Raw genomic sequence first — 18,680 nt, forward strand, 5'->3', positions numbered from 1 at the left:
GGGGCGGGCCTCACTCCACGACGACTGCCATCGGCGTCACGTGGAAGGCGTTGCAGGGATTGTGTTCCTCGGGGCAGTTCGAGAACCCGACGTACATGTCGGCCAGTGCCTCGAGCACGATCGTGTCCCCGGGCCTCGAGGTCGGCTCGGTGATCTCCATCCGGCCGTCGTCGTGGTGCAGGATCCGCATGAACAGCGAGATGCACTGGTCCGGGTTGATCGCGGTGGGATCCAGGCCGAACTCCTGCCAGTCACCGATGAGGTTGTCCAGGCACCCCCAGGTCTCCTCCACGCCGTAGCGGATCGAGTTGGAGTACTTCGAGCAGTAGCCACCGGTCATGTTGTGGATGCCGACATCGTCCTTGACCACCTTGAACATCGGGCGGCAGCGGTCGGAGTAGATCGTGTACCCCTCCTGGAGGTCCCACTTGCCCATGCTGACCCGGGTGAACATCGCCGACAGGCGTTCGTTCGGGTCCTCGACCATCGAGGCGATGAAGTCCATCACCTGCTGGCCTTCCAGGTCCACCACGCTGACCCGCTGCCCGGCGCGCAGTTTCAGGGCCAGACGGCCCTTGGGCGGCAGCACCGTGCGGCCGGGGGCAGACCACTCGGTGGTCGCGGTCGTGCTCATGTCGGGGGTTCCTTCCGTTTCTGGAACAGGGGGGTTCATCGGACGGGGCCGTAGCCGCCGCCACCGGGGGTGCGCAGCAGGATGCGAGAGCCGGGTGCCAGCGCGACGCGGCCCTTGGGTTCGTCCACATCGACGTCGTCGACCCGCAGGGTGCCGGGGGCGCCCGCATCACCGCCGGCCAGGCCGGGCGCCGGATGCTGGATGCGCTCGGTCAGGAAGATGACGTCGAGCGGATCTGAGTGCCGGGAGACCAGGACGACCTCCTGCCCCTCCCCTCCGCGCCACTGCCCGGTCCCGCCCGAGCCCCGCACGATCCGCTTGCTCTCGACGAGGACCGGGGCGGTCGCCTCGACCACCTCGACCGGGGTGTTCGAGACGTTCGACGGTGTGGAGAGCGTGGCGTAGCCGTCACGGCCCTTCGAGGCGCCCTGGCCCCCGTTGAAGCACAGCAGGGACGCGAACGGGCCGCTGTCCTTCTCACCCCGGATACCGACCACCCAGAACGGCGTTCCGGCTGCGGCCGAGACCTGTTCGGGCAGTGGGCCGAGCAGGGCCCGGGAGAGCACGGACGGGATCGCGTGGGCCGGGAAGTTCGCCGACACGGCCGCGGTGTGGGTCGGGTTGAGCAGGGACCCCTTGGGCACCCGGATCGTCACCGGGCGCAGGGCCCCGGCGTTGTTGGGGACGTCTGGAGCGAGCAGGCAGGCCAGGCCGTAGCGGGTGTAACCATGGGTGGGCGAGGCCGAGTTGATGCCGTACCGGCTCTGCGACGACGTCCCCTCGTAGTCGACGACCAACTCGCTGCCGGTGACCTCGACGGCCACCCGGATCGTCTTCGGCTCCTCGAAACCGTCCAGGTCGATCTCGGCCGTGTAGGTGCCGTCCGGGATCGCCCCGATCGAGCGGCGCACGGCCGTCTCGGTGGCCGCGCAGATGTGCCGGGCCGCCTCGTCCAGGTCGAGCGAGGCGTCCCCGTCGAGCATGGCCTGGATCCGGCGCTCGCCCAGGGAGTTCGCCGCGATCAGGGCGTCGACGTCACCGAGCACCTGCCCGGGCACCCGGACGTTGCGGGCCAGGATCGAGCGGACGAGCTGGTTCGGCCGGCCCTGCTCGACGAGCTTGACCGGCGGCAGGCAGAAGCCCTCCTCGTAGATGTCCTGGGCGAAGGCACCCTCGGACGTCCCGCCGATGTCGGACAGGTGGCAGATGCTGGCGACGTAGGCCACGATCCGCCCCTCCCGGAACACCGGCGTGGCCGCGGTCAGGTCGGGCAGGTGGGTGTTGCCGAACCAGGGGTCGTTCGTGGCGATCACGTCGCCGGGGCGCAGGTTCTCGACGCCGAACTGCTCGACCATGGCACTGACGGTCCCGGCCACGGTCCCGGTGAAAACCGGTACGGATCGGCCGTACTCGACCAGTAGCTCACCGTCGGCGGTGAGCACGGCGCAGGCCAGGTCGTTGGACTCGCGCACGACCGAGCTGAAGGCCGTGCGCAGCAGCACGGCGGCCATCTCGTCGGCCACGGAGATCAGTCGCTGCCAGACGATCTGCAGGGTGGCGGCATCCCAGGTGGTCATCGCGGTCTCCTAGAACTCTGGGGTGTTGGACGGGGTGGCGGCCGGGAACAGCCGGGTCAGGATCTGGTGGTCCAGGCGCAGCTGGTGCGCGATCGCATCGAGTTCTCGCTCCGAGGGGGCAGTCTCGGAGAAGTCCTGGGCCGCATTACCCGTCTTGAGGTAGATCGGCGCCGCCACCCGCACCATCTCGGGCACGTCGTAGCCGCGCACGATCCCCCCGGTGCTGCGTGGGTTGTCCGTGTGCACGTCCAGCGCCACGTCGGTCGCCCCCCGCACGGCCGCGAGCATGCGGACGTCGAGATCCCGCTGCAGGTTCACCGAGTCCGCACCGATCGAGGCCAGCAGCCGGGCGTGCGCCGGGTTGGAGGCGCCCATGTTGGAGGACGCCTTCAGCCGGATCCCCCCGGGGAGCAGCCCGTCCGTCTTGGCCCGGGCCAGAACGCTGAGCAGGCCCTCGTCGAAGACCAGGAATCCGCCCACGCCGAGCCCGATCGCGTGCAGCACGTCGTCGACCGCGTAGAGCAGCTGGTCGGCACCACGCAGGCGGTAGGCCGAGGCGGCGGCGACCGTGCCGGAGGCGAGTTTCTGCGGCCCGAGGTCGAACTGGCCGCGCGGCCCGACGGACATCCGCAGCTGCACACCGTGCCGGCGGCAGGCCGCGACCAGTTCGGTGATCTGCTCGTCGAGGTAGCGGAACGTCCCGACCGTGTTCGTGACCTGGTGCAGCTGAATACCGTGCGGCCTCAGGCGATTCACCAGGCCCTCGACGGAGGACGCGTCGAACGCCCCGGCCACCTCCCACTTGTACCAGCCTCCGTCGGCGAACCGGCCGGTGCTGGTGGCGGCCTCGACCGGCTCACCGATGGACAGGGCCGCGGATTCCAGGATCTGCCGGGCCTTCTCGAGCGTCACGCCGTGACCTCCGTCTTCGCCGACGCCTCGCCCACGACGGGCAGGTCGATGCTGATGTGCAGGTTGCCGTGCTCGTCGAGCTCGGCCAGGTCACCCGGGCCGATCACCGCGGTGGACTCGGGCAGCTGCAGCACGGCCGGGCCGACCAGGCGGAACCCGGCCGGCAGCTCCAGCAGGCGCAGCACCGGTGCCTGGGTGAGACCGGTCTCGGGGAACCACACCTCGCGCGTGCGCTGCGCGGCCGTCGTCGATGTGGACGTCGGTACGGTCCGGGCCAATTGAGGACGCGTGAACGCGGCGAACGCGCGCACACGCCAGTTGACGACCTCGGCCCGGGTGTACTCGGGCCGCACGCCGTAGATGCGCAGGTACTCCTCGCCGAAGGCGGCCAGGTACTCGTCCGGCCCGTCGTTCTCCCCGACGTGCACCTCGATCTCGAACCCCTGCCCGACGAAACGCATGTCGACGTACCGCTCGACCCGCTCGGGTGCCTCCCCGAGTTCGGCGGCGGCCTCGTCGACGAGCGCACCGAAGATGCCGGCGGGCGTACCGTCGGTGAAGTCGGCCAGCTCGGTCAGGCGGGTCCGGGACATCTCGGCCATCGGCGGCGCGATCAGCAAGCCGGTGGCTGACAGCACCCCGGCCGCGCTGGGCACCACGACCCGGCGCAGGCCGAGGATGCGGGCGACCCGCGCGGCGTGCACGGGCGCGGCGCCACCGAAGGCCAGCATGGTGAAACCCCTTGGATCGTAGCCACGCTCGGTCGCGTGCACCTGGATCGCCAGGGCCATGTGCTCGTCAACCACCCGGGCCACGCCGGCCGCGGCGGCGACCGGGTCCCCACCGAACGCGCTGCCCAGCTTCTCGGTCATCGCCCGGGCCGAGGCCTCGACGTCGAGGCTCATCCGGCCGCCGAGGAAGTAGTCGGGGTCGAGGTAGCCGAGCACGATGTCGGCGTCGGTCACCGTGGGGCGGTCGCCACCGAGGCCGTAACCGGCCGGTCCGGGCCGGGATCCGGCCGAGTGCGGGCCGACCTTCAGCAGACCGAGGTCGTCGAGCGCGGCGATCGAGCCTCCGCCCGCGCCGATCTCGAGCATGTCCACGACCGGCATCGAGACCGGCAGGCCGCTGCCCGCCTTGAGCCGGTGCACGCGCCCGACCTCGAACCCGTGATGCACCGTCGGCTCGTGGTTCTCGATGATACAGACCTTCGCCGTGGTGCCGCCCATGTCGAACGCCAGGAGCTGGTCCAGACCGAGCTGACGGCCGATCGCGGCCGCACCCAGGGCCCCCGCCGCCGGGCCGGACTCGAGAAGACGCAGCGGGTGCTCGCGGGCGGTGGGCACGGACGCCACGCCGCCGTTGGACTGCATCAGCTTCAGCGGCCGGTCGGTGCCGCTGGTGACCAGGGCCCGCTCGATGTCGGCGAAGTGCTCACCGGCCACCGGCCGCACGTAGGCGTTGGCCAGGGCCGTGACGGTGCGCTCGTACTCGCGGATCACCGGCGCCAGCCGCGACGACAGCGTCACCGGCACCCCGGGCAGCGCCTCGGCCAGGATCTCGCCGATCCGCTCCTCGTGCCGGGCGTCGGCGTACGAGTTGATCAGGCAGACGGCCACCGACTCGACGCCGGAACCGCGCATCCGGCCTGCGATCTCGTGAACCTCGTCCTCGGCCAGGGCCGTCAGCACGGTGCCGTCGGCCAGCAGCCGCTCGGTCACCTCGAAGCGCAGCTCGACCGGCACCAGCGGCTCGGGCAGCACCAGACCCGGGTCGTACAGGTCGTAGCGCCACTCCCGGCCGATCTCCAGGGTGTCGCCGAACCCGGCCGTGGTGATCAGGGCGGTGCGGGCGCCACGCCGCTCGATCAGCGCGTTCGTCACCAGGGTGGTCGCGCCGACGACGGAGCCGTCGACGTCGGCCGGGCCCACGCCGGCGGCGGCCAGCACGCTGGCCACACCCTCGGTGATGGCCCGGCTGAAGTCGTCGTACGTGGTCAGGCACTTGCCCAGCCAGGCGCGGCCGGTCACCTCGTCCAGCAGCACCAGGTCGGTGAAGGTGCCGCCAATATCGAAGCTCACTCGCATGTGGAACTCCTCGGTCGTTTCAGGGAAGGTCAGGAACAGGGATGCCGGCCGAGGCGGTCGGGGGACGGGGCGGAATGAGAAGGGTCGACTGCTCCTCCACCAGTGGCGGTTTCATCGCACCACCAGTGGGTAGACGAGGACGGGCAGGACCAGCCCGAGCTGGCCGCCGCGTTGCACGGCGTGCAGACCGATCACACCTGAGGACAGGTTGAGCGCCGCGTCGTACCCGATCCCGGCCGCGGCACCGAGCAGGAGGCCACCTGCCAGCAGGAGCGGCACGCCGCCGTGGGCCAGGCCCGCACCGAACAGGAATACCCCGATCACGGCCACGCCCAGCCCGGCCGTCGCCGGGAGCCGGGTCAGGCCCAGCCGGGCGCCGCCCGCCGCGAGCATGACGATCCCGGCCGTCGAGCCGGCCAGCAGGGCCGAACCGGAGCCGTGATCGGCCACCACACCCGGCAGGGTCGAGGTGAACAGCGCAAGAACGCCGTTGGAGACGAACGCCAGGGCCACGGCCCGGTTCGACGTCTCCCCACCCGAAACCGGGGCCTCGCGCTCGAGGTGCTCCGGGCGTCCGGGATCGAGCAGGACCACCGTCGCCGCACAGATCAGCCCGGCCACCCCGAGTCCCAGCACGGCCGCTCGCGACCACCCGGCGCCGGACAGCAGGCCCGCACCCAGCGAGCCCACGCCGACCCCGCCGAAGATCATCGCGACGGCCACCCGGCTGCCGCCCGGCGCGGCCAGGAGCAGGCCCGTCGCCAGCGTCGTGATCAGCCCGAGAAGAGCTCCGGTGAGAAGTCTTCCGGCCAGCAGGAGCCCGAATCCGCCGGGCGCCGGGGCGAGCACGAGCAGCAGTCCGGCCGCGGCGTCGGCGACCAGAAGGACCGGCAGCGCCCGGGGGGCCAGCGGCCGGCCGGATCGGGCGAGAAGCACGGTGAGGGCCAAGGTCCCGGCCAGTCCGTGACCGGTGAAGAGCCAGACCGTGCTCCAGGTCGAGCCGGTGGTCTCGGCCACCCGGTGGTAGAAGGCCCCGGGCAGGGCGGAGAACGCGCTGGCGCAGCCCAGGGCCAGGGCCGGGCGGACGGGGACGGGCACGTCAGCCCTCCCCGAGCAGCACGGCCGCGGTCGCGACGTCAGCCACGGCCGATCCGGCGGTGTCGAGCAGCAGGCGATCCATCGGGCCCTCGAACGTCCCGGCGATGAGTTGCGCGACGGGGGGAGGGGCGTCCGGTCGGGACTGGTCGTCGAGCACGTGGGCGCCCGGTTCCGTGACCCAGGTACGGCTCCCGTCGAGACTGACGCCGAGCCCGCCCTCGGCCAGCGCGGTCAGCGACACGACGGGGGCGCTGGAGCCGGTGGCCGTGACGATCAGGTCCGCACCGTCGGCCAAGGTCGGCTCGGTGCCGGCGACCAGCTCGATCCCCCTGCCCAGCGGATGTTTCCGGGCCCGCTCGGCCCCCTCGGGGGTGGCGACCACGACCACGACGCGGCCGACGCCGGCGGCGAGTCCGGTGCGCTGGAGCAGCTCGAGCACGGTGCGGTTGGTGGCGCCGAAGCCGAAGAAGGCCACGGTGGTCTTCCTGGACGGGTCGAGAAGGGTGGGGCGGGCCGCCCGGATCGCGGCGACCGTGGACGCTGCGGTGCGCAGCGCAGTGGCGCGCATCCCGCTGACGACGGCCCGCAGTTCACCGGAGGACGCGTCGCTCACCATGATCGTGGACGTCGAGTTGCCGTGCCGGCCGGGGGTTCCAGGGACGTAGGAGGCCCACTTCGCGGCGGCCAGGCCGAGTCGGGGCACGCAGCCGCCCAGGGACAGGAAGAAGCCACCGTCGGCGGCGGGGATCATCCGCTTCGGCATCTGCCAGGCCTCTCCCCGGCCGAGGTCGGCCAGGGAGAGCTGAACAGCGTCGATGAGGGCCAGCAGCGACTCCTGGTCGCCGATCAGGCCGTCCACATCCGGGTCTCGCAACTGCCGCACGACATTATCCACGCGGACCCTCCTTCTCGTGAGCCAGCCGGGCCGACAGGCCGAGGGCGACGACGCCGGCGACCGTCCGCAGATAGGCCGTACGGGAGGGGTTGAAGGCCCGGACGGTGCGCCCGACGAACGCCAGGTCTCCCCAGATCCGACCCTGGGCCTGCAGCGGAAGCAGGACGCAGGAGTGCAGGTCCTCGGCCGCGGACATCCGGGCAGTCACCGGGAATCGCTTGACCAGGCGGCTCATGTCGCTCAGCTGGACCACCTCGCCGCTGGAGTAGACCTGGGCACCGAGGAATCCCTCGCCGATCGGATGCCCGGTCGCGATGGACTGCCGCCAGCGCGCGGACATTCCGGCCGAGGCGACGAGAACCGCTCGCGACTCCCCCGTCTCGCCGACGTGCATCCGGAAGATGGTGGCGGCGTCCGCGAATCCCCGGGCGACCGCCCACTGCACCACGGTCTCGGCGATCGCCGGGACGTCCGGGGCCGCACCGATCGTGGTGACCAGCGCGTCCAGCGCATCGGCCTGGGCGTTGAGCACGGCGATGGACTGCCGCAGCCGTTCCTCGCTGCGGTCCTCGCCGAGTTCGGCCACTGCGGGAAGGAATTCGTACCCGATGCCGCGGACCGAGCGGATCCAGCGCGGGCTGGTCGCCGTGTCGCCGAGTTTGCGCCGGATCCGGCCGATGTGCAGACGCAGCGTGTTCGCCCCGTCACCCTGATGCCAGCGCCAGACCTGCTGGAGGATCTCGGCCAGCGGCACCACCTGCTGGGCCCGGCTCATCAGGAACGCGAGCAGGTCGAACTCCATCGTGGACAGGTCGATCCGGTCCGGGCCGAGAAGGCAGCGCCGGGCGGTGAGGTCGACCCGCATCTGCTCGGCCTGCAGCCAGCGCACCTGCCCGTCCTCCTCGCCCGCGCCGCGGCCCAGGGCCCCGAGCCGGGCGACGAGTTCCCGGGCGCCGGCCCGCGGCTCGATGACGACCGTGGCGCCGCTGTCGAGCAGGCCCACCGCCTCGGCGTCGCTCAGCTCGGTGGCCACGACCGCGATCGGGAACGAGCCGGCCGTCCGGATCTTGCGCACCGCCTGGGCCACCCAGCCGAACCCGCTGCCACCGACGAGCACCAGGCGGGCGCCGCGCACCGAGGCAGTGTGAGCCGCCCGGGTCGCATCGTCGGTACGGACGGCCGGCCAGCCACCACGCCCGACGTTGGCGTGGATACCCGCGGCGGCCGAGCCGGCCTCGGCGCACAACACGGCCGGGGTCATGGCGGCCAGGTCTCGCGGCGTCAGGGCGCGCAGCAGCGCGGACTCGGAGAGGGCGGGCACGGGACGCTCAGAGCACCTTGGACAGGAACGAACGAGTGCGCTCGTGACCGGGGCTCCCCAGAACCTCGGCCGGCGGCCCCTGCTCGACGATCTTGCCGTCGGCCATGAACGCGACCGTGCGCGCGACCTCCCGGGCGAAGCCCATTTCGTGGGTGACCACGATCATGGTCATGCCCTCGGCCGCCAGCGACCGCATCACGTCGAGCACCTCGCCCACCAGTTCGGGGTCGAGCGCGGAGGTCGGCTCGTCGAACAGCATCAGCTGCGGGCGCATGGCCAGGCCGCGGGCGATCGCGACGCGCTGCTGCTGACCGCCCGAGAGCGTGCGCGGGTAGGCGTCCGCCTTGTGCTCCAGGCCGACCCGGCTGAGCAGGTCGTGGGCAGTGGCCACGGCCGCGTCGCGCGTGTAGCCGCGCACCCGCATCGGAGCCGCGATCACGTTCTCGAGCACCGTGAGGTGCGGAAAGAGATTGAAGTGCTGGAAGACCATACCGATGTTGGCGCGCTGTGCCTGGAGCCGTTTCGGCGGCAGTTCGTGCAGGCGCCCGCCGCGCTCGGTCAGGCCGATCAGCTCACCGCCCACGGTGACCCGGCCCGCGTCCGGGCGCTCGAGATGGTTCACACACCGCAACAGCGTGGACTTCCCGCTGCCGGACGCGCCGATCAGACACAGCACCTCGCCGGCCGTCACATCCAGATCGATGCCGTGCAGCACCTCGTGGTGGCCGAAACGCTTGCGGAGACCGCGAATCTGGACTAGGGGTTGCGACGGATCCACCGTGACCACCTTCCGGAGTTCGTCGGGGCGGCGCCGCCCCCGGGATGAAATCCCGCACCCAGGCGGCGTTCCAGCCGGTTGCAGAGCGCGGTCAGGACGGTGACGACGACCAGGTACCAGATACACACGACCAGCAGCACCGGGATCGTCTCGTAGGTGCGGCCGTAGATCAGCTGACCCGAGTAGAGCAGTTCCGGCAGTGCGATGACACTGACCACCGATGAGTACTTCAGCAGGCCGATCAGCTCGTTGAACGCGGGCGGCACGATCACCCGCAAGGCCTGCGGCAGCACGATCTTCCGGAACGTGTCGCCACCGCTCAGGCCCAGCGCGTGCGCGGCCTCGGTCTGCCCACGCTCCACGGCCAGAATGCCGGAGCGGACGATCTCGCCGAGGTAGGCGGCCTCGTTCAGCGCCAGACCGAGGATCGCGGCCGTCCACGGTGTGATCAGGGTGTTCATCTCGGCGGACCACAGGGTGGGCCCGAACGGCACACCGATCTTCACCTCGGGCAGCAGGATCGCCAGGTTGTACCAGAGGATCAACTGCACCAGCACCGGTGTGCCGCGGAACAGCCAGATGTACGCGCCCGCGCAGGAGCGCACGAGAGCGCTGTCGGACAGACGCATCACGGCCAGGAGCAGGCCGAGGACGCCGGCGATGACCATGCCGACGGCGGTCAGGACCAGGGTGGTGCGCAGGCCGTCGAGGATCCGGGAGTCGAACAGGTAGCTCCGTACGACGTCCCACTGGTAGTTGGCGTTCGTCGTGAACGAGTACAGCACTGACGCGACGATCACGACCGCGAGGACCCGGCCCACCCAGCGCCACGGCCGGGGCCGCGGGACGACGACGTCGTCCTTCAGCCCCGGGCCGGTGGTTTCGGTCAGCATCAGAAGGTGGCCCCGTTCACCGACGTCTTGTCCATCGCGCGGGACGAGATGCCCCACTTGTCGAGGATCTCGGCGTAGGTGCCGTCCGTGATCAGTTCGTCGAATGCGGTCTGGAACCGCGTCGTGAGCTCGCTGTCCTTCGGGAAGGCGGCAGCGAAGTAGCCCTCGTTCAGGTACCCACCGGACGTCTTCATCGCACCCTCGTTCTGGGACAGGATGTAGGCGTTCGCGGCCGAATCGTTCGGGCTGACGTCGATGCGCTTCGACTTCAGAGCCAGGACGACGGCATCCAGGTCGGCGAACTCGCTCACCTGGATCGCGCTCTTACCCGCGTCCGTACAGGCTTTCGACGCATCGGTGAGCAGGTCGGCCTCGAGCGCACCACCCGGGATACCGACTTTCTCGCCGCACAGGTCGTCCATCGAGGCCACGTCGCGGAAGTCACTACGGGTCACGAAATTGTTCTCGGCCTTGAGATAATCGACGAAGTCGACCGTCTTCTGCCGTTCCAGGGTGTCGAACATGCCGGTCAGGGCGATGTCGTACCGTCCCGACTGGAGACCCGGGATGATCGTGTCGAATCCGGCGCTGGTGAACTCGACGGTTCGGCCGAGCTTCTCGGACAGCGCCGCACCGAGGTCGACGTTGATGCCTTCCCACGTGGAGTTGTCGTCGCCGAGGAAGTTGTAGGGCAGCAGCGAGGGATCGGCCGCGGCGGTGATCGGGGAGGTCTCGGCGGAGTCGCCGCCGGCATCGCTGCCGGTCGAACTGCCCGAGGAGCAGGCGGTCAGCGGGACCAGAAGGGCGGCGGCGAGGAACGCCGAGCGATGAATGCGCATGGTGCTCCGTTCGGAGGGGACTGATCCGGAACCCGTTTCACTGGAACGGGACCGGGCGGGACCTGGGAGACGCTGGGCCGGGGTGGGACACCCACATCTGAATCGCCTCTGGTTGCGTCCGTGTAAACGCCCGGTTCTCCAACCGTTTCGGACGCGCCGATCCAGACACTTTCAGGACAGGTTTCCCGGCCTAGGATCGAGATCGAGCACGGCAACCACGGTTTCCCGACATATTGGGGACAGCGACATCGCTGTGCGGCTTCTGTGAATCACGGCCGGCAATCCCCGAGGACCGGTCCGAAAACGAAGGTAAGGTGCGAAATGCCCGACGACGCGACGGACGATGCGGTGCGCCGGATGATGGCCCCGGAAGTGGCCGCCGGCGACATCGACCTCAGCGTCGGTGAGCCCGACCAGGCCCTGCCCAGCGGGCTGGTCGAGGCCGCGGTGCGCAGCCTGCGGGCCGGGCGGACGGGGTACACGCCCAAGCTCGGGCTGACTGAGTTGCGCGAGGAGATCGCCGGGGACATCGAGCGCGCGAGCGGGTTCCGGCCCGCGCTCGACGACGTCGTCGTGACCCTGGGCGGAACCGGTGCGGTGGCCGTGGCACTGGCCGCGGTCTGCGTGCCCGGCGGGGGCGTGGTGATCCCGGACCCGGCGTGGCCGAACTACCGGGTACTGGCCGAGCGGCTCGGCGTGACCGTCCACACCTACCCGCAGGGCCCAGGCGGTGACGGCATGATCGACCTTGAGGCCGTCGCGGCGGGCCTTCGGGCGGGTGCCCGCCTGGTCGTCGTCAATTCTCCGTCCAACCCGACGGGGGCCGTGGCCTCCGCCGCGGCCCTGCGTGCCCTGGTCGCACTGGTTCGCGAGCACCGGGCCTACATCCTCTCGGACGAGGCCTACGAGGCCATCGTCTTCTCCGGCGACCGGGCTGCCTCGCCCCTGGCCCACGGCGGGCACGACGTCACGTTCAGCGCCCGGACGTTCTCCAAGACCTACTCGATGACCGGGCTGCGTGCCGGGGCCCTGATCTCCCCGCCGGAGTTCCGGGTCGCGGTGGCGGCTCTGCACGGCACGACAGCGGGCTGCGCGCCGGTCACAGCACAGCTCGTCGGTATCGAAGCGCTGCGCTCGCTCCCCGACCGGGGCCGCGATCTCGCCGCCGCCTACCGTGCCCGGTTCGAGCGAGCTCTGAGCGCCCTCGGCCCCTGGGCACAGGACGTGTCACTGGAACGGCTGGGCGGCTTCTACCTCTGGGTGGACGCCCGCCGGACCGGGCGCACCGGCAACGACCTGAGCGACCGGTTGCGAGAACGCGGGGTCGTCGTGTCGTCCGGGACGGTCTACACGGCCACCGACGGATTCCTGCGGATCGCCCTGACCGCCGACGACGACGCGCTCGACAAGGCTCTGACGATCGTCCGGGAGGTCCTGTCGATGGACGGCACGACGGACGAACGTTGAGGCATGATCTCGCAGGATGCCGGTCCTTGGCCGCCTCACGGCGGCCAAGGAGGGGTCAGCGCGACAGCAGCTCGACCGGAGCCAGCAACCGGCGCAGCTCGGCCTCGGCCTGGCCGAACGTCTCACGCACCCGCACCCCGTCGTCCCCGATCTCGAAGACCCCGTGATCGGTGTAGACCCGGCTGACACACCGCAGACCGGTCAGCGGATACGTGCACGCCGGAACGATTTTCGGGCGTCCGTCCCGGGTGAACAGGCTCATCATCACGAAGACCTGCTTCGCCCCGATCGCCAGGTCCATCGCCCCGCCCACGGCCGGGATCGCCCCCGGTTCGCCGGTGTGCCAGTTCGCCAGGTCCCCGCGCGCCGAGACCTGAAAAGCCCCGAGGACACACACGTCCAGATGCCCGCCCCGCATCATCGCGAAACTGTCGGCATGATGGAAGTACGAGGCCCCGGCCGGCTCGGTCACCGGCACCTTGCCCGCGTTGACCAGGTCCGCGTCCACCTCGTCGCCGCGAGCCGCCCTCCCCATGCCGAGCATGCCGTTCTCGGTGTGCAGCACCACCCCGCTGCCGGGGGCCAGGTGATCGGCCACCGTCGTCGGCTGCCCGATGCCGAGATTCACGTAGGCGCCGTGCGGGATGTCCCGCGCGACCAGGGCGGCGAGCTCGTCACGCCCCAGGACCCCGGTCACCGGGCCACCACCCGATCCACGTAGATGCCCGGCGTGACCACCACTTCCGGATCGATCTGCCCGGTCGCGACCACCGCGTCCACCTGCACGATCGTCGTCGAGGCGGCCGTGGCCATCACCGGCCCGAAATTGCGCGCGGTCTTGCGGTAGACGAGGTTGCCCATCCCGTCGGACCGAAACGCCTTGATCAGGGCGACATCACCGTGGATCGGGTATTCCAGCACGTAGTCGCGCCCGTCGATCGTGCGTTCCTCCTTGCCCTCCGCCAGCGGGGTGCCGACGCCGGTCGGGCTGAAGAACGCCCCGATCCCCGCCCCGGCCGCGCGCATCCGCTCGGCCAGGTTGCCCTGCGGCACCACCTCGAGCTCGATCCTCCCGGCGCGGTACAGATCGTCGAAGACCCACGAGTCGCTCTGCCGCGGGAAGGAGCACACCACCTTGCGCACCCGCCCGGCCGCCAGCAACGCGGCCAGCCCGAAATCCCCGTTCCCGGCGTTGTTGCTGACCACGGTGAGGTCCCTGGCCCCCTGCCGGCGCAGAGCGTCGATCAGTTCCACCGGCTGGCCCGCCGACCCGAACCCACCCACCAGAATCGTGGCACCGTCATCGATTCCGGCGACCGCCTCGTCCACCGTTGACGAGAACCGCACCATCACACCGCCTCCGGAACCACTGCGAGGGCCTGACCCACGCCGACGCGGATCGCGGCCGGGCCGTCGGGTCGCTGGTCGGCACGGACACCGCCGAACCGCCCGAAGGGGGTGCGCACGGCCTGGCAAGGGTGGGCATCAGTCACGGTGAGACTCCTCGGTTTCCAGGTCGCGCAGAACCTTCTGCGCCACCGCGAAGCCGTGGTTGGCGACCGGGACACCGCAGTAGACCGCCGACTGGAGGATGACCTCGGCGATCTCCTCCTCGCTGAGCCCGTTGGTGCGGGCCGCGCGCACGTGCATGGCGAACTCGTCCCAGTGCCCGAGCGCCAGCACGGCGGTCAGGACGGCGATGGAGCGGCTGCGGCGATCCAGCCCGGGGCGGGTCCAGACGCTGCCCCAGGCGTAGCGGGTGATGAAGCTCTGGAAGTCCTCGGTGAAGGGTGTCGTGGCCGACTCCGCCCGGTCGACGTGGGCGTCGCCGAGCACCTCGCGGCGCACGCTCATCCCGGGCTGGTAGGGGTCTGCGTAGTTCGGCGGCACGGGGGCTCCTGAGAGATGAGACGGGCTGTCGCGGTGGGGTCTTCGGCCGGGAGCCGGGACGGCATCGACTGCCGCTCCCGGGTCGTGGATGGGACAACCAGGTCGCACTCACCGCCGCCGGTCACGAACGGCCTGCCAGGCCGTGACGGCGGCATCCACCAGGAGGGACGCCTCTCCCAGGTACGAGCCGGGTTCCGCGGAGCCGGGCCCGCGTTCGGACAGCAGGTCCCCTCCGGCCGCGTGCGCGCGTTCGCGCATCCGGTCCACGTCCACGACCAGACCCGGGACCAGGTCGGCCGCCTGCGAGGCGGCGACGGCCGTGAGTTCGCACAGCCGGGTGAACACGGGCCATTCGGCGTGCCACGAGCCGTCGGGGCGCTCGTCGACCGCCCCGGCTGCGGCCGCGTGCAGCTGGTGGGCCAGGGCCGGGGCCTGCAGGGCCGCCGAGCGGATCAGGATGCCCAGCACCGGGTTCTGCTTGTGCGGCATGGTCGAGGAACCCCCGCGGCCGGGGGCCCGGCCCTCACGGACCTCGCCGATCTCCGGGCGGCCCAGCAGCACGGTCCCGTTGGCGACGACCCCGAGCGCGTCGGTCACCCGGGTCAGGGCGTCGCCGATGCCGGTCACGGCGGCCCGGCGGGTGTGCCACCCGATCCCGGCCGGGCTCAGCCCGAGCAGCGCGGCGAACGTCTCGGCGAGCGCGGACTGGTCGGCGCGAGAGGTGATCTCGGTCCCCAGGGCCCGGGTTCCGCCCGCGCCGCCGTACTGCACGGGGTAGACCAGGGTGTCGAGCCGGGTGACGGCCTCGCCGATCCCGGTCAGCCACTGGGCGCAGCGCAGCCCGAAGGTCGTCGGGACCGCCCACTGGCTGAGCGTGCGGGCCACCGTGACGTCGTCACGGTGCAGCCGCGCCCGGGCCGCCAGGTCGTCGCCGGCCGTGACCAGGTCGGCCCGCACCCGCGCGACCGAGGCCCGGCCGATGAGCATCAGTGCGCTGTCCATGACGTCCTGGCTGGTGAGGCCCCGGTGCACGGCCGGGGCCGCGTCCCCGCAGGCTTCCCTGAGAACGGCGAGCAGGGGGACGACCGGGTTGCCGGCGGCCTCGGTGGCGGCGGCGAGCGCGTTCAGGTCGACCTTCAGCACGGCGGCGGTGCGTTCGACGGCCTCGGCCTGTTCCGGCGGAACCGCTCCGGCCTGCGCCAGGACCCGGGCCCAGGCGGTCTCGACCCGCAGCAGGGCGGTCAGGACGGCCCGGTCGTCGGCCAGTCGGGCGGCCCGGTGCGATCCGGGCGTCAGCAGGCCGCTCACGCCGCGTGCCGGGGAAAGGTGAGGAAGACGGTTTCGCCCGGGCCCTGAAGGTGGATGTCGAACCGCAGGCCGCCCTCGGCGTCGGCCTCGATCTGGAGTGTGGAGCGCTCGGCGTCGGTCAGCGACCGGGTGAAGGCGTCCGACTCCCCCGGCAGGTACGCCCGGGTGAACAGGCGATCGAGCAGCCCCCGGGCGAAGAGCGTGATCCCGAAGAACGCGGCGCCCCCGTGCACCGGCCCGGGCGTCAGGGTGGTGAACAGGTAGCGGCCCGAGGCGTTCGTGGCGGCGCGGCCCCACCCGGTGAAGTGCCCGTCGCGGTGCAGTGATCCTTCGCGCCGGGGGACGTGGCCGTGCGGGTCGGCCTGGCGGATCTCGACCAGGGCGTCCGGGACGGGCTCCCCGGCGCCGTCGAAGACGGTGCCGTGCAGGAACACCGATCCCGGGGCCGCGGGGGGAACCAGCTGCCCGCCGCCCTCGTAGGGCAGGGCGTAGTGGAAGAACGGCCCGATGGTCTGGCCCGGGCTGGCCGCGAACGAGTTCTCACTCATGGTCCTCGGGCTCCCGCGGGGTCGAGTGCGTTCCGGTCAGCACGATGTCCCAGCGGTAGCCGGTCGCCCACTCGTGCGTGGTGAGGCCGTGGTCGTAGACCGCCACGAGCCGGTCCCGGGCCCCCGGCTCGGTGATGGACTGGTAGATCGGGTCGAGCGCGAAGAGCGGATCGCCCGGGAAGTACATCTGGGTGATCAGGCGCTGGGTGAACTCCGTGCCGAACAGCGAGAAGTGAATGTGGGCGGGGCGCCAGGCCTTCAGGTGATTGCGCCACGGGTAGGGCCCGGGCTTGATCGTGACGAAACGGTAGGCCCCGTCGGCATCGGTCAGGCAGCGCCCCACCCCGGTGAAATGGGGGTCGACGGGTGCCGGGTGCTGGTCGTGCTTGTGCACGTAGCGGCCCGCCGCGTTGGCCTGCCAGATCTCGACCAGCTGGTGACGCACCGGCCGGCCGTCGCCGTCCACGACCCGCCCGGCCAGCACCATCCGCTCGCCGATCGGCTCGCCGTCGCCCTGGATCGTCAGGTCGGACTCGATCGGGTCGACATCGCCGTGACCGAAGACCGGGGCCACGAGTTCCACCCCTTCGGGATCGGCGTGGCGCAGGTCCTTGGTCGGGTGCCGTAGCACCGAGCTACGGTAGGCCGGGAAGTCGATACGGGGCTGCCGCGCGCCGGGGTGCACGTTCTCCTGGGCGGCGGCGATCTCCGCGCTGAGCTGCTCCTGCGGCTCCAGCTCGAGAGCCGTTCCGGCTCCGTGACCGGGAAGTGAGGTGGGCACGTCGTCACGGTAGGTTCTCCCGAACCCGGCGGCGATCCCGTTCTTTCACTGAGCGGAAGAACGCACTGCACCCGGAAACAGGATGACTCCCGGGATTTCGGTGGCATCACCCTCCTGGCCGTGCTTTCCGCGTTCGGCGACGAGCACCGGCGGGAGAACACCAAAGCTCTTCAGCTGGAATGTCTTTGGTCAGAACCGCTCCGCCCCGGCCCGACCGCACCGGGACCGAGCCCGCCCAGTGCCTCCTCCCGGGCCGCGGTCTCAGGGGTGACGCCCGGGGCCGCGACGCGGATCGTCACGGGTGTCGGACGAGGTTCGCCCGCAGGACTTCTTCGAGGTTCATCTCCACCTCGCGGGCGGGAACCCCGGCCGCGAGTGCTGCCCTGGCCAGTTCCCCGGACGCGGGGGTGAACGTTTCCCCGAGCAGGCGGTCCTCCGCGCGCAGCGCGTCCTCGAGCGGGCCGTCGGCCGCGTCGATCGCCGCGGTGGCCGCGACGCGGACCCCCTCCGGCAGGGTCGCGATGGTCCGTGCGACCCGATCAACGAATTCGTCCAGTTGCGCGGCGGGCAGAGCTCGGTTCACCCATCCCCAGCGCTCGGCGGTCGCCGCGTCAACCAGATCGCCGGTCAGCACGATCTCGAGGGCGCGAGCGCGCCCCACGAGGCGTGGCAGGTGGGCAGTCGCCCCGGCCCCGGGGACGATGCCGGTCAACGCCTCGAACTGACCGAACGCCGCGGTCTCGAGGGCCGCGAATCGCAGATCCAGACTGGCGGCCAGCTCGGATCCACCGCCGCGGGCGAGCCCTGCGACCTTGGCGATGGTGGTCTGAGGCAGACGGCGCCAGCGTTCATGGAGCCGCATCATCGGGCCGGTCCCGGCAAGCGTCCCTTCCGCGATCGGGAGGGCGGCGTACGTCGCGGGGTCCTCCACGAATGTCAGGTCACCGTGCGCGATGAAGAACTCCGGATCGGCGCTCTGGACCACGACGACCTGGAGGTCGGGATCGTTCTCGGCCGAGGCGGCGACGGCGTCCAGGTCCAGCAGCAGCTGGGCCGTCATCAGGTTGACGGGCGGGGCGTCGATCGAGACCCACAGCACGCCGTCCTGGCGCTTGAGATGGAGGCTGGGCAGGGACTGGTCGGTCATGAGATTCCTTCGGATCGAGGTATCTCCGGTATACCTGGTGTATGGCAGGTACTTCAAAGAAACCTGGTATCCGCGAGGATCAGGTTGCCCCCGGCACGATCGTCGGACCACAACGCGAGCTCCTGGATCAGCTCCTGGACAAGTGGGGTCAGCTGCTGCTGGCCGCGTTGTGCCAACAGCCGCGGCGCTTCAACGAACTCAAGCGCGAGTTCGACGGGATCACTCAGAAATCGCTGACGCAGACACTGCGACGACTGGAACGCAACGGACTCGTCGAGCGCGAGGTGCTGAACCAGCGCCCCATCGCCGTGGAGTACCGGATCACGCCACTGGGGCGCACGCTCGAGCAGCCGTTCCTCGCTCTGCGGACCTGGACGGCCGATCACCTCGCCGAAGTCGAACGGCACAGAGATGCCTACGACAGGACGACGTGACGGTGAGGGGATCCGTCGGACACCGGCCCGGGTGTCTGCTGTCCGCGCACGAACGGGTGCTCCGGCTCTAC

At 71.0% G+C, this 18,680-nt stretch carries 20 protein-coding genes; 2 read left to right on the top strand and 18 right to left on the bottom strand.

What is annotated here, in order from left to right:
• Positions 1-10: 10 nt before the first annotated feature.
• From J2S57_RS33200 to J2S57_RS33245, 10 genes are all read right to left on the bottom strand, one after another.
• Complete coding sequence (locus J2S57_RS33200; RefSeq protein ID WP_307250171.1) at positions 11-634, bottom strand: DUF1989 domain-containing protein; 624 nt, start codon at positions 632-634, stop codon at positions 11-13.
• Between the two features lie 35 nt (positions 635-669).
• Positions 670-2,211 (bottom strand): hydantoinase B/oxoprolinase family protein, encoded by a 1,542-nt coding sequence (locus J2S57_RS33205; protein ID WP_307250173.1) that lies wholly within the window; start codon positions 2,209-2,211, stop codon positions 670-672.
• 9 nt (positions 2,212-2,220) lie between these two features.
• The gene (locus J2S57_RS33210) at positions 2,221-3,123 is read right to left on the bottom strand and encodes a hypothetical protein (protein ID WP_307250175.1); all 903 of its coding nucleotides are present in this window, start codon (positions 3,121-3,123) and stop codon (positions 2,221-2,223) included.
• Positions 3,120-5,210: a hydantoinase/oxoprolinase family protein gene (locus tag J2S57_RS33215; RefSeq protein ID WP_307250177.1), complete on the bottom strand. Its 2,091-nt coding sequence runs from the start codon at positions 5,208-5,210 to the stop codon at positions 3,120-3,122. Before J2S57_RS33215 ends, J2S57_RS33210 begins: the two co-directional genes overlap by 4 nt.
• A 111-nt stretch (positions 5,211-5,321) precedes the next feature.
• Complete coding sequence (locus J2S57_RS33220) at positions 5,322-6,308, bottom strand: hypothetical protein (protein ID WP_307250179.1); 987 nt, start codon at positions 6,306-6,308, stop codon at positions 5,322-5,324.
• Position 6,309: 1 nt separating this feature from the next.
• Entirely contained in the window at positions 6,310-7,203 is an 894-nt protein-coding gene (locus tag J2S57_RS33225; RefSeq protein ID WP_307250181.1) for a hypothetical protein, read from the bottom strand.
• The gene (locus tag J2S57_RS33230) at positions 7,196-8,524 is read right to left on the bottom strand and encodes a winged helix-turn-helix domain-containing protein (RefSeq protein WP_307250183.1); all 1,329 of its coding nucleotides are present in this window, start codon (positions 8,522-8,524) and stop codon (positions 7,196-7,198) included. Before J2S57_RS33230 ends, J2S57_RS33225 begins: the two co-directional genes overlap by 8 nt.
• 7 nt (positions 8,525-8,531) lie before the next feature.
• Complete coding sequence (locus tag J2S57_RS33235) at positions 8,532-9,302, bottom strand: amino acid ABC transporter ATP-binding protein (RefSeq protein ID WP_307250184.1); 771 nt, start codon at positions 9,300-9,302, stop codon at positions 8,532-8,534.
• Positions 9,281-10,195, bottom strand: a complete 915-nt coding sequence (locus J2S57_RS33240) for an amino acid ABC transporter permease (protein ID WP_307250186.1) — start codon at positions 10,193-10,195, stop codon at positions 9,281-9,283. The genes J2S57_RS33235 and J2S57_RS33240 overlap by 22 nt, the downstream gene beginning before the upstream one ends.
• The gene (locus J2S57_RS33245; protein WP_307250189.1) at positions 10,195-11,034 is read right to left on the bottom strand and encodes an ABC transporter substrate-binding protein; all 840 of its coding nucleotides are present in this window, start codon (positions 11,032-11,034) and stop codon (positions 10,195-10,197) included. Before J2S57_RS33245 ends, J2S57_RS33240 begins: the two co-directional genes overlap by 1 nt.
• A gap of 321 nt (positions 11,035-11,355) precedes the next feature.
• Between J2S57_RS33245 and J2S57_RS33250 the strand changes: the two genes are divergently transcribed.
• Positions 11,356-12,501 (top strand): pyridoxal phosphate-dependent aminotransferase, encoded by a 1,146-nt coding sequence (locus J2S57_RS33250; RefSeq protein WP_307250191.1) that lies wholly within the window; start codon positions 11,356-11,358, stop codon positions 12,499-12,501.
• 55 nt (positions 12,502-12,556) lie between these two features.
• Here the strand turns inward: J2S57_RS33250 and J2S57_RS33255 are convergent, their stop codons facing one another.
• The 8 genes from J2S57_RS33255 to J2S57_RS33290 form a co-directional block, all read right to left on the bottom strand.
• A complete protein-coding gene (locus J2S57_RS33255; protein WP_307250193.1) occupies positions 12,557-13,198 on the bottom strand; it encodes a 3-oxoacid CoA-transferase subunit B in 642 nt (213 codons plus the stop codon).
• Positions 13,195-13,851, bottom strand: a complete 657-nt coding sequence (locus J2S57_RS33260) for a 3-oxoacid CoA-transferase subunit A (RefSeq protein ID WP_307250195.1) — start codon at positions 13,849-13,851, stop codon at positions 13,195-13,197. Before J2S57_RS33260 ends, J2S57_RS33255 begins: the two co-directional genes overlap by 4 nt.
• Positions 13,851-13,994: a hypothetical protein gene (locus J2S57_RS33265; protein ID WP_307250197.1), complete on the bottom strand. Its 144-nt coding sequence runs from the start codon at positions 13,992-13,994 to the stop codon at positions 13,851-13,853. The genes J2S57_RS33260 and J2S57_RS33265 overlap by 1 nt, the downstream gene beginning before the upstream one ends.
• Complete coding sequence (pcaC, locus tag J2S57_RS33270) at positions 13,987-14,391, bottom strand: 4-carboxymuconolactone decarboxylase (RefSeq protein ID WP_307250199.1); 405 nt, start codon at positions 14,389-14,391, stop codon at positions 13,987-13,989. The genes J2S57_RS33265 and pcaC overlap by 8 nt, the downstream gene beginning before the upstream one ends.
• Before the next feature lie 108 nt (positions 14,392-14,499).
• On the bottom strand, positions 14,500-15,699 hold the full coding sequence (locus J2S57_RS33275) for a lyase family protein (RefSeq protein ID WP_307250201.1): 1,200 nt from the start codon (positions 15,697-15,699) through the stop codon (positions 14,500-14,502).
• The gene (pcaG, locus tag J2S57_RS33280) at positions 15,696-16,247 is read right to left on the bottom strand and encodes a protocatechuate 3,4-dioxygenase subunit alpha (protein ID WP_307250203.1); all 552 of its coding nucleotides are present in this window, start codon (positions 16,245-16,247) and stop codon (positions 15,696-15,698) included. The genes J2S57_RS33275 and pcaG overlap by 4 nt, the downstream gene beginning before the upstream one ends.
• Complete coding sequence (gene pcaH, locus J2S57_RS33285) at positions 16,240-17,028, bottom strand: protocatechuate 3,4-dioxygenase subunit beta (RefSeq protein ID WP_307250205.1); 789 nt, start codon at positions 17,026-17,028, stop codon at positions 16,240-16,242. Before pcaH ends, pcaG begins: the two co-directional genes overlap by 8 nt.
• A 295-nt stretch (positions 17,029-17,323) precedes the next feature.
• Positions 17,324-18,232 (bottom strand): enoyl-CoA hydratase/isomerase family protein, encoded by a 909-nt coding sequence (locus J2S57_RS33290; protein WP_307250207.1) that lies wholly within the window; start codon positions 18,230-18,232, stop codon positions 17,324-17,326.
• On the opposite strand from J2S57_RS33290, the gene J2S57_RS33295 reads away from it, so the two are divergent.
• The gene (locus J2S57_RS33295) at positions 18,217-18,609 is read left to right on the top strand and encodes a winged helix-turn-helix transcriptional regulator (protein WP_307250209.1); all 393 of its coding nucleotides are present in this window, start codon (positions 18,217-18,219) and stop codon (positions 18,607-18,609) included. The two genes, J2S57_RS33290 and J2S57_RS33295, sit on opposite strands and share 16 nt — an antisense overlap.
• The last annotated feature ends 71 nt before the right edge of the window (positions 18,610-18,680 follow it).

Origin of the sequence: Kineosporia succinea (assembly GCF_030811555.1) — a bacterium.
In the GTDB taxonomy this organism is placed as follows: Bacteria; Actinomycetota; Actinomycetes; order Actinomycetales; family Kineosporiaceae; genus Kineosporia; species Kineosporia succinea.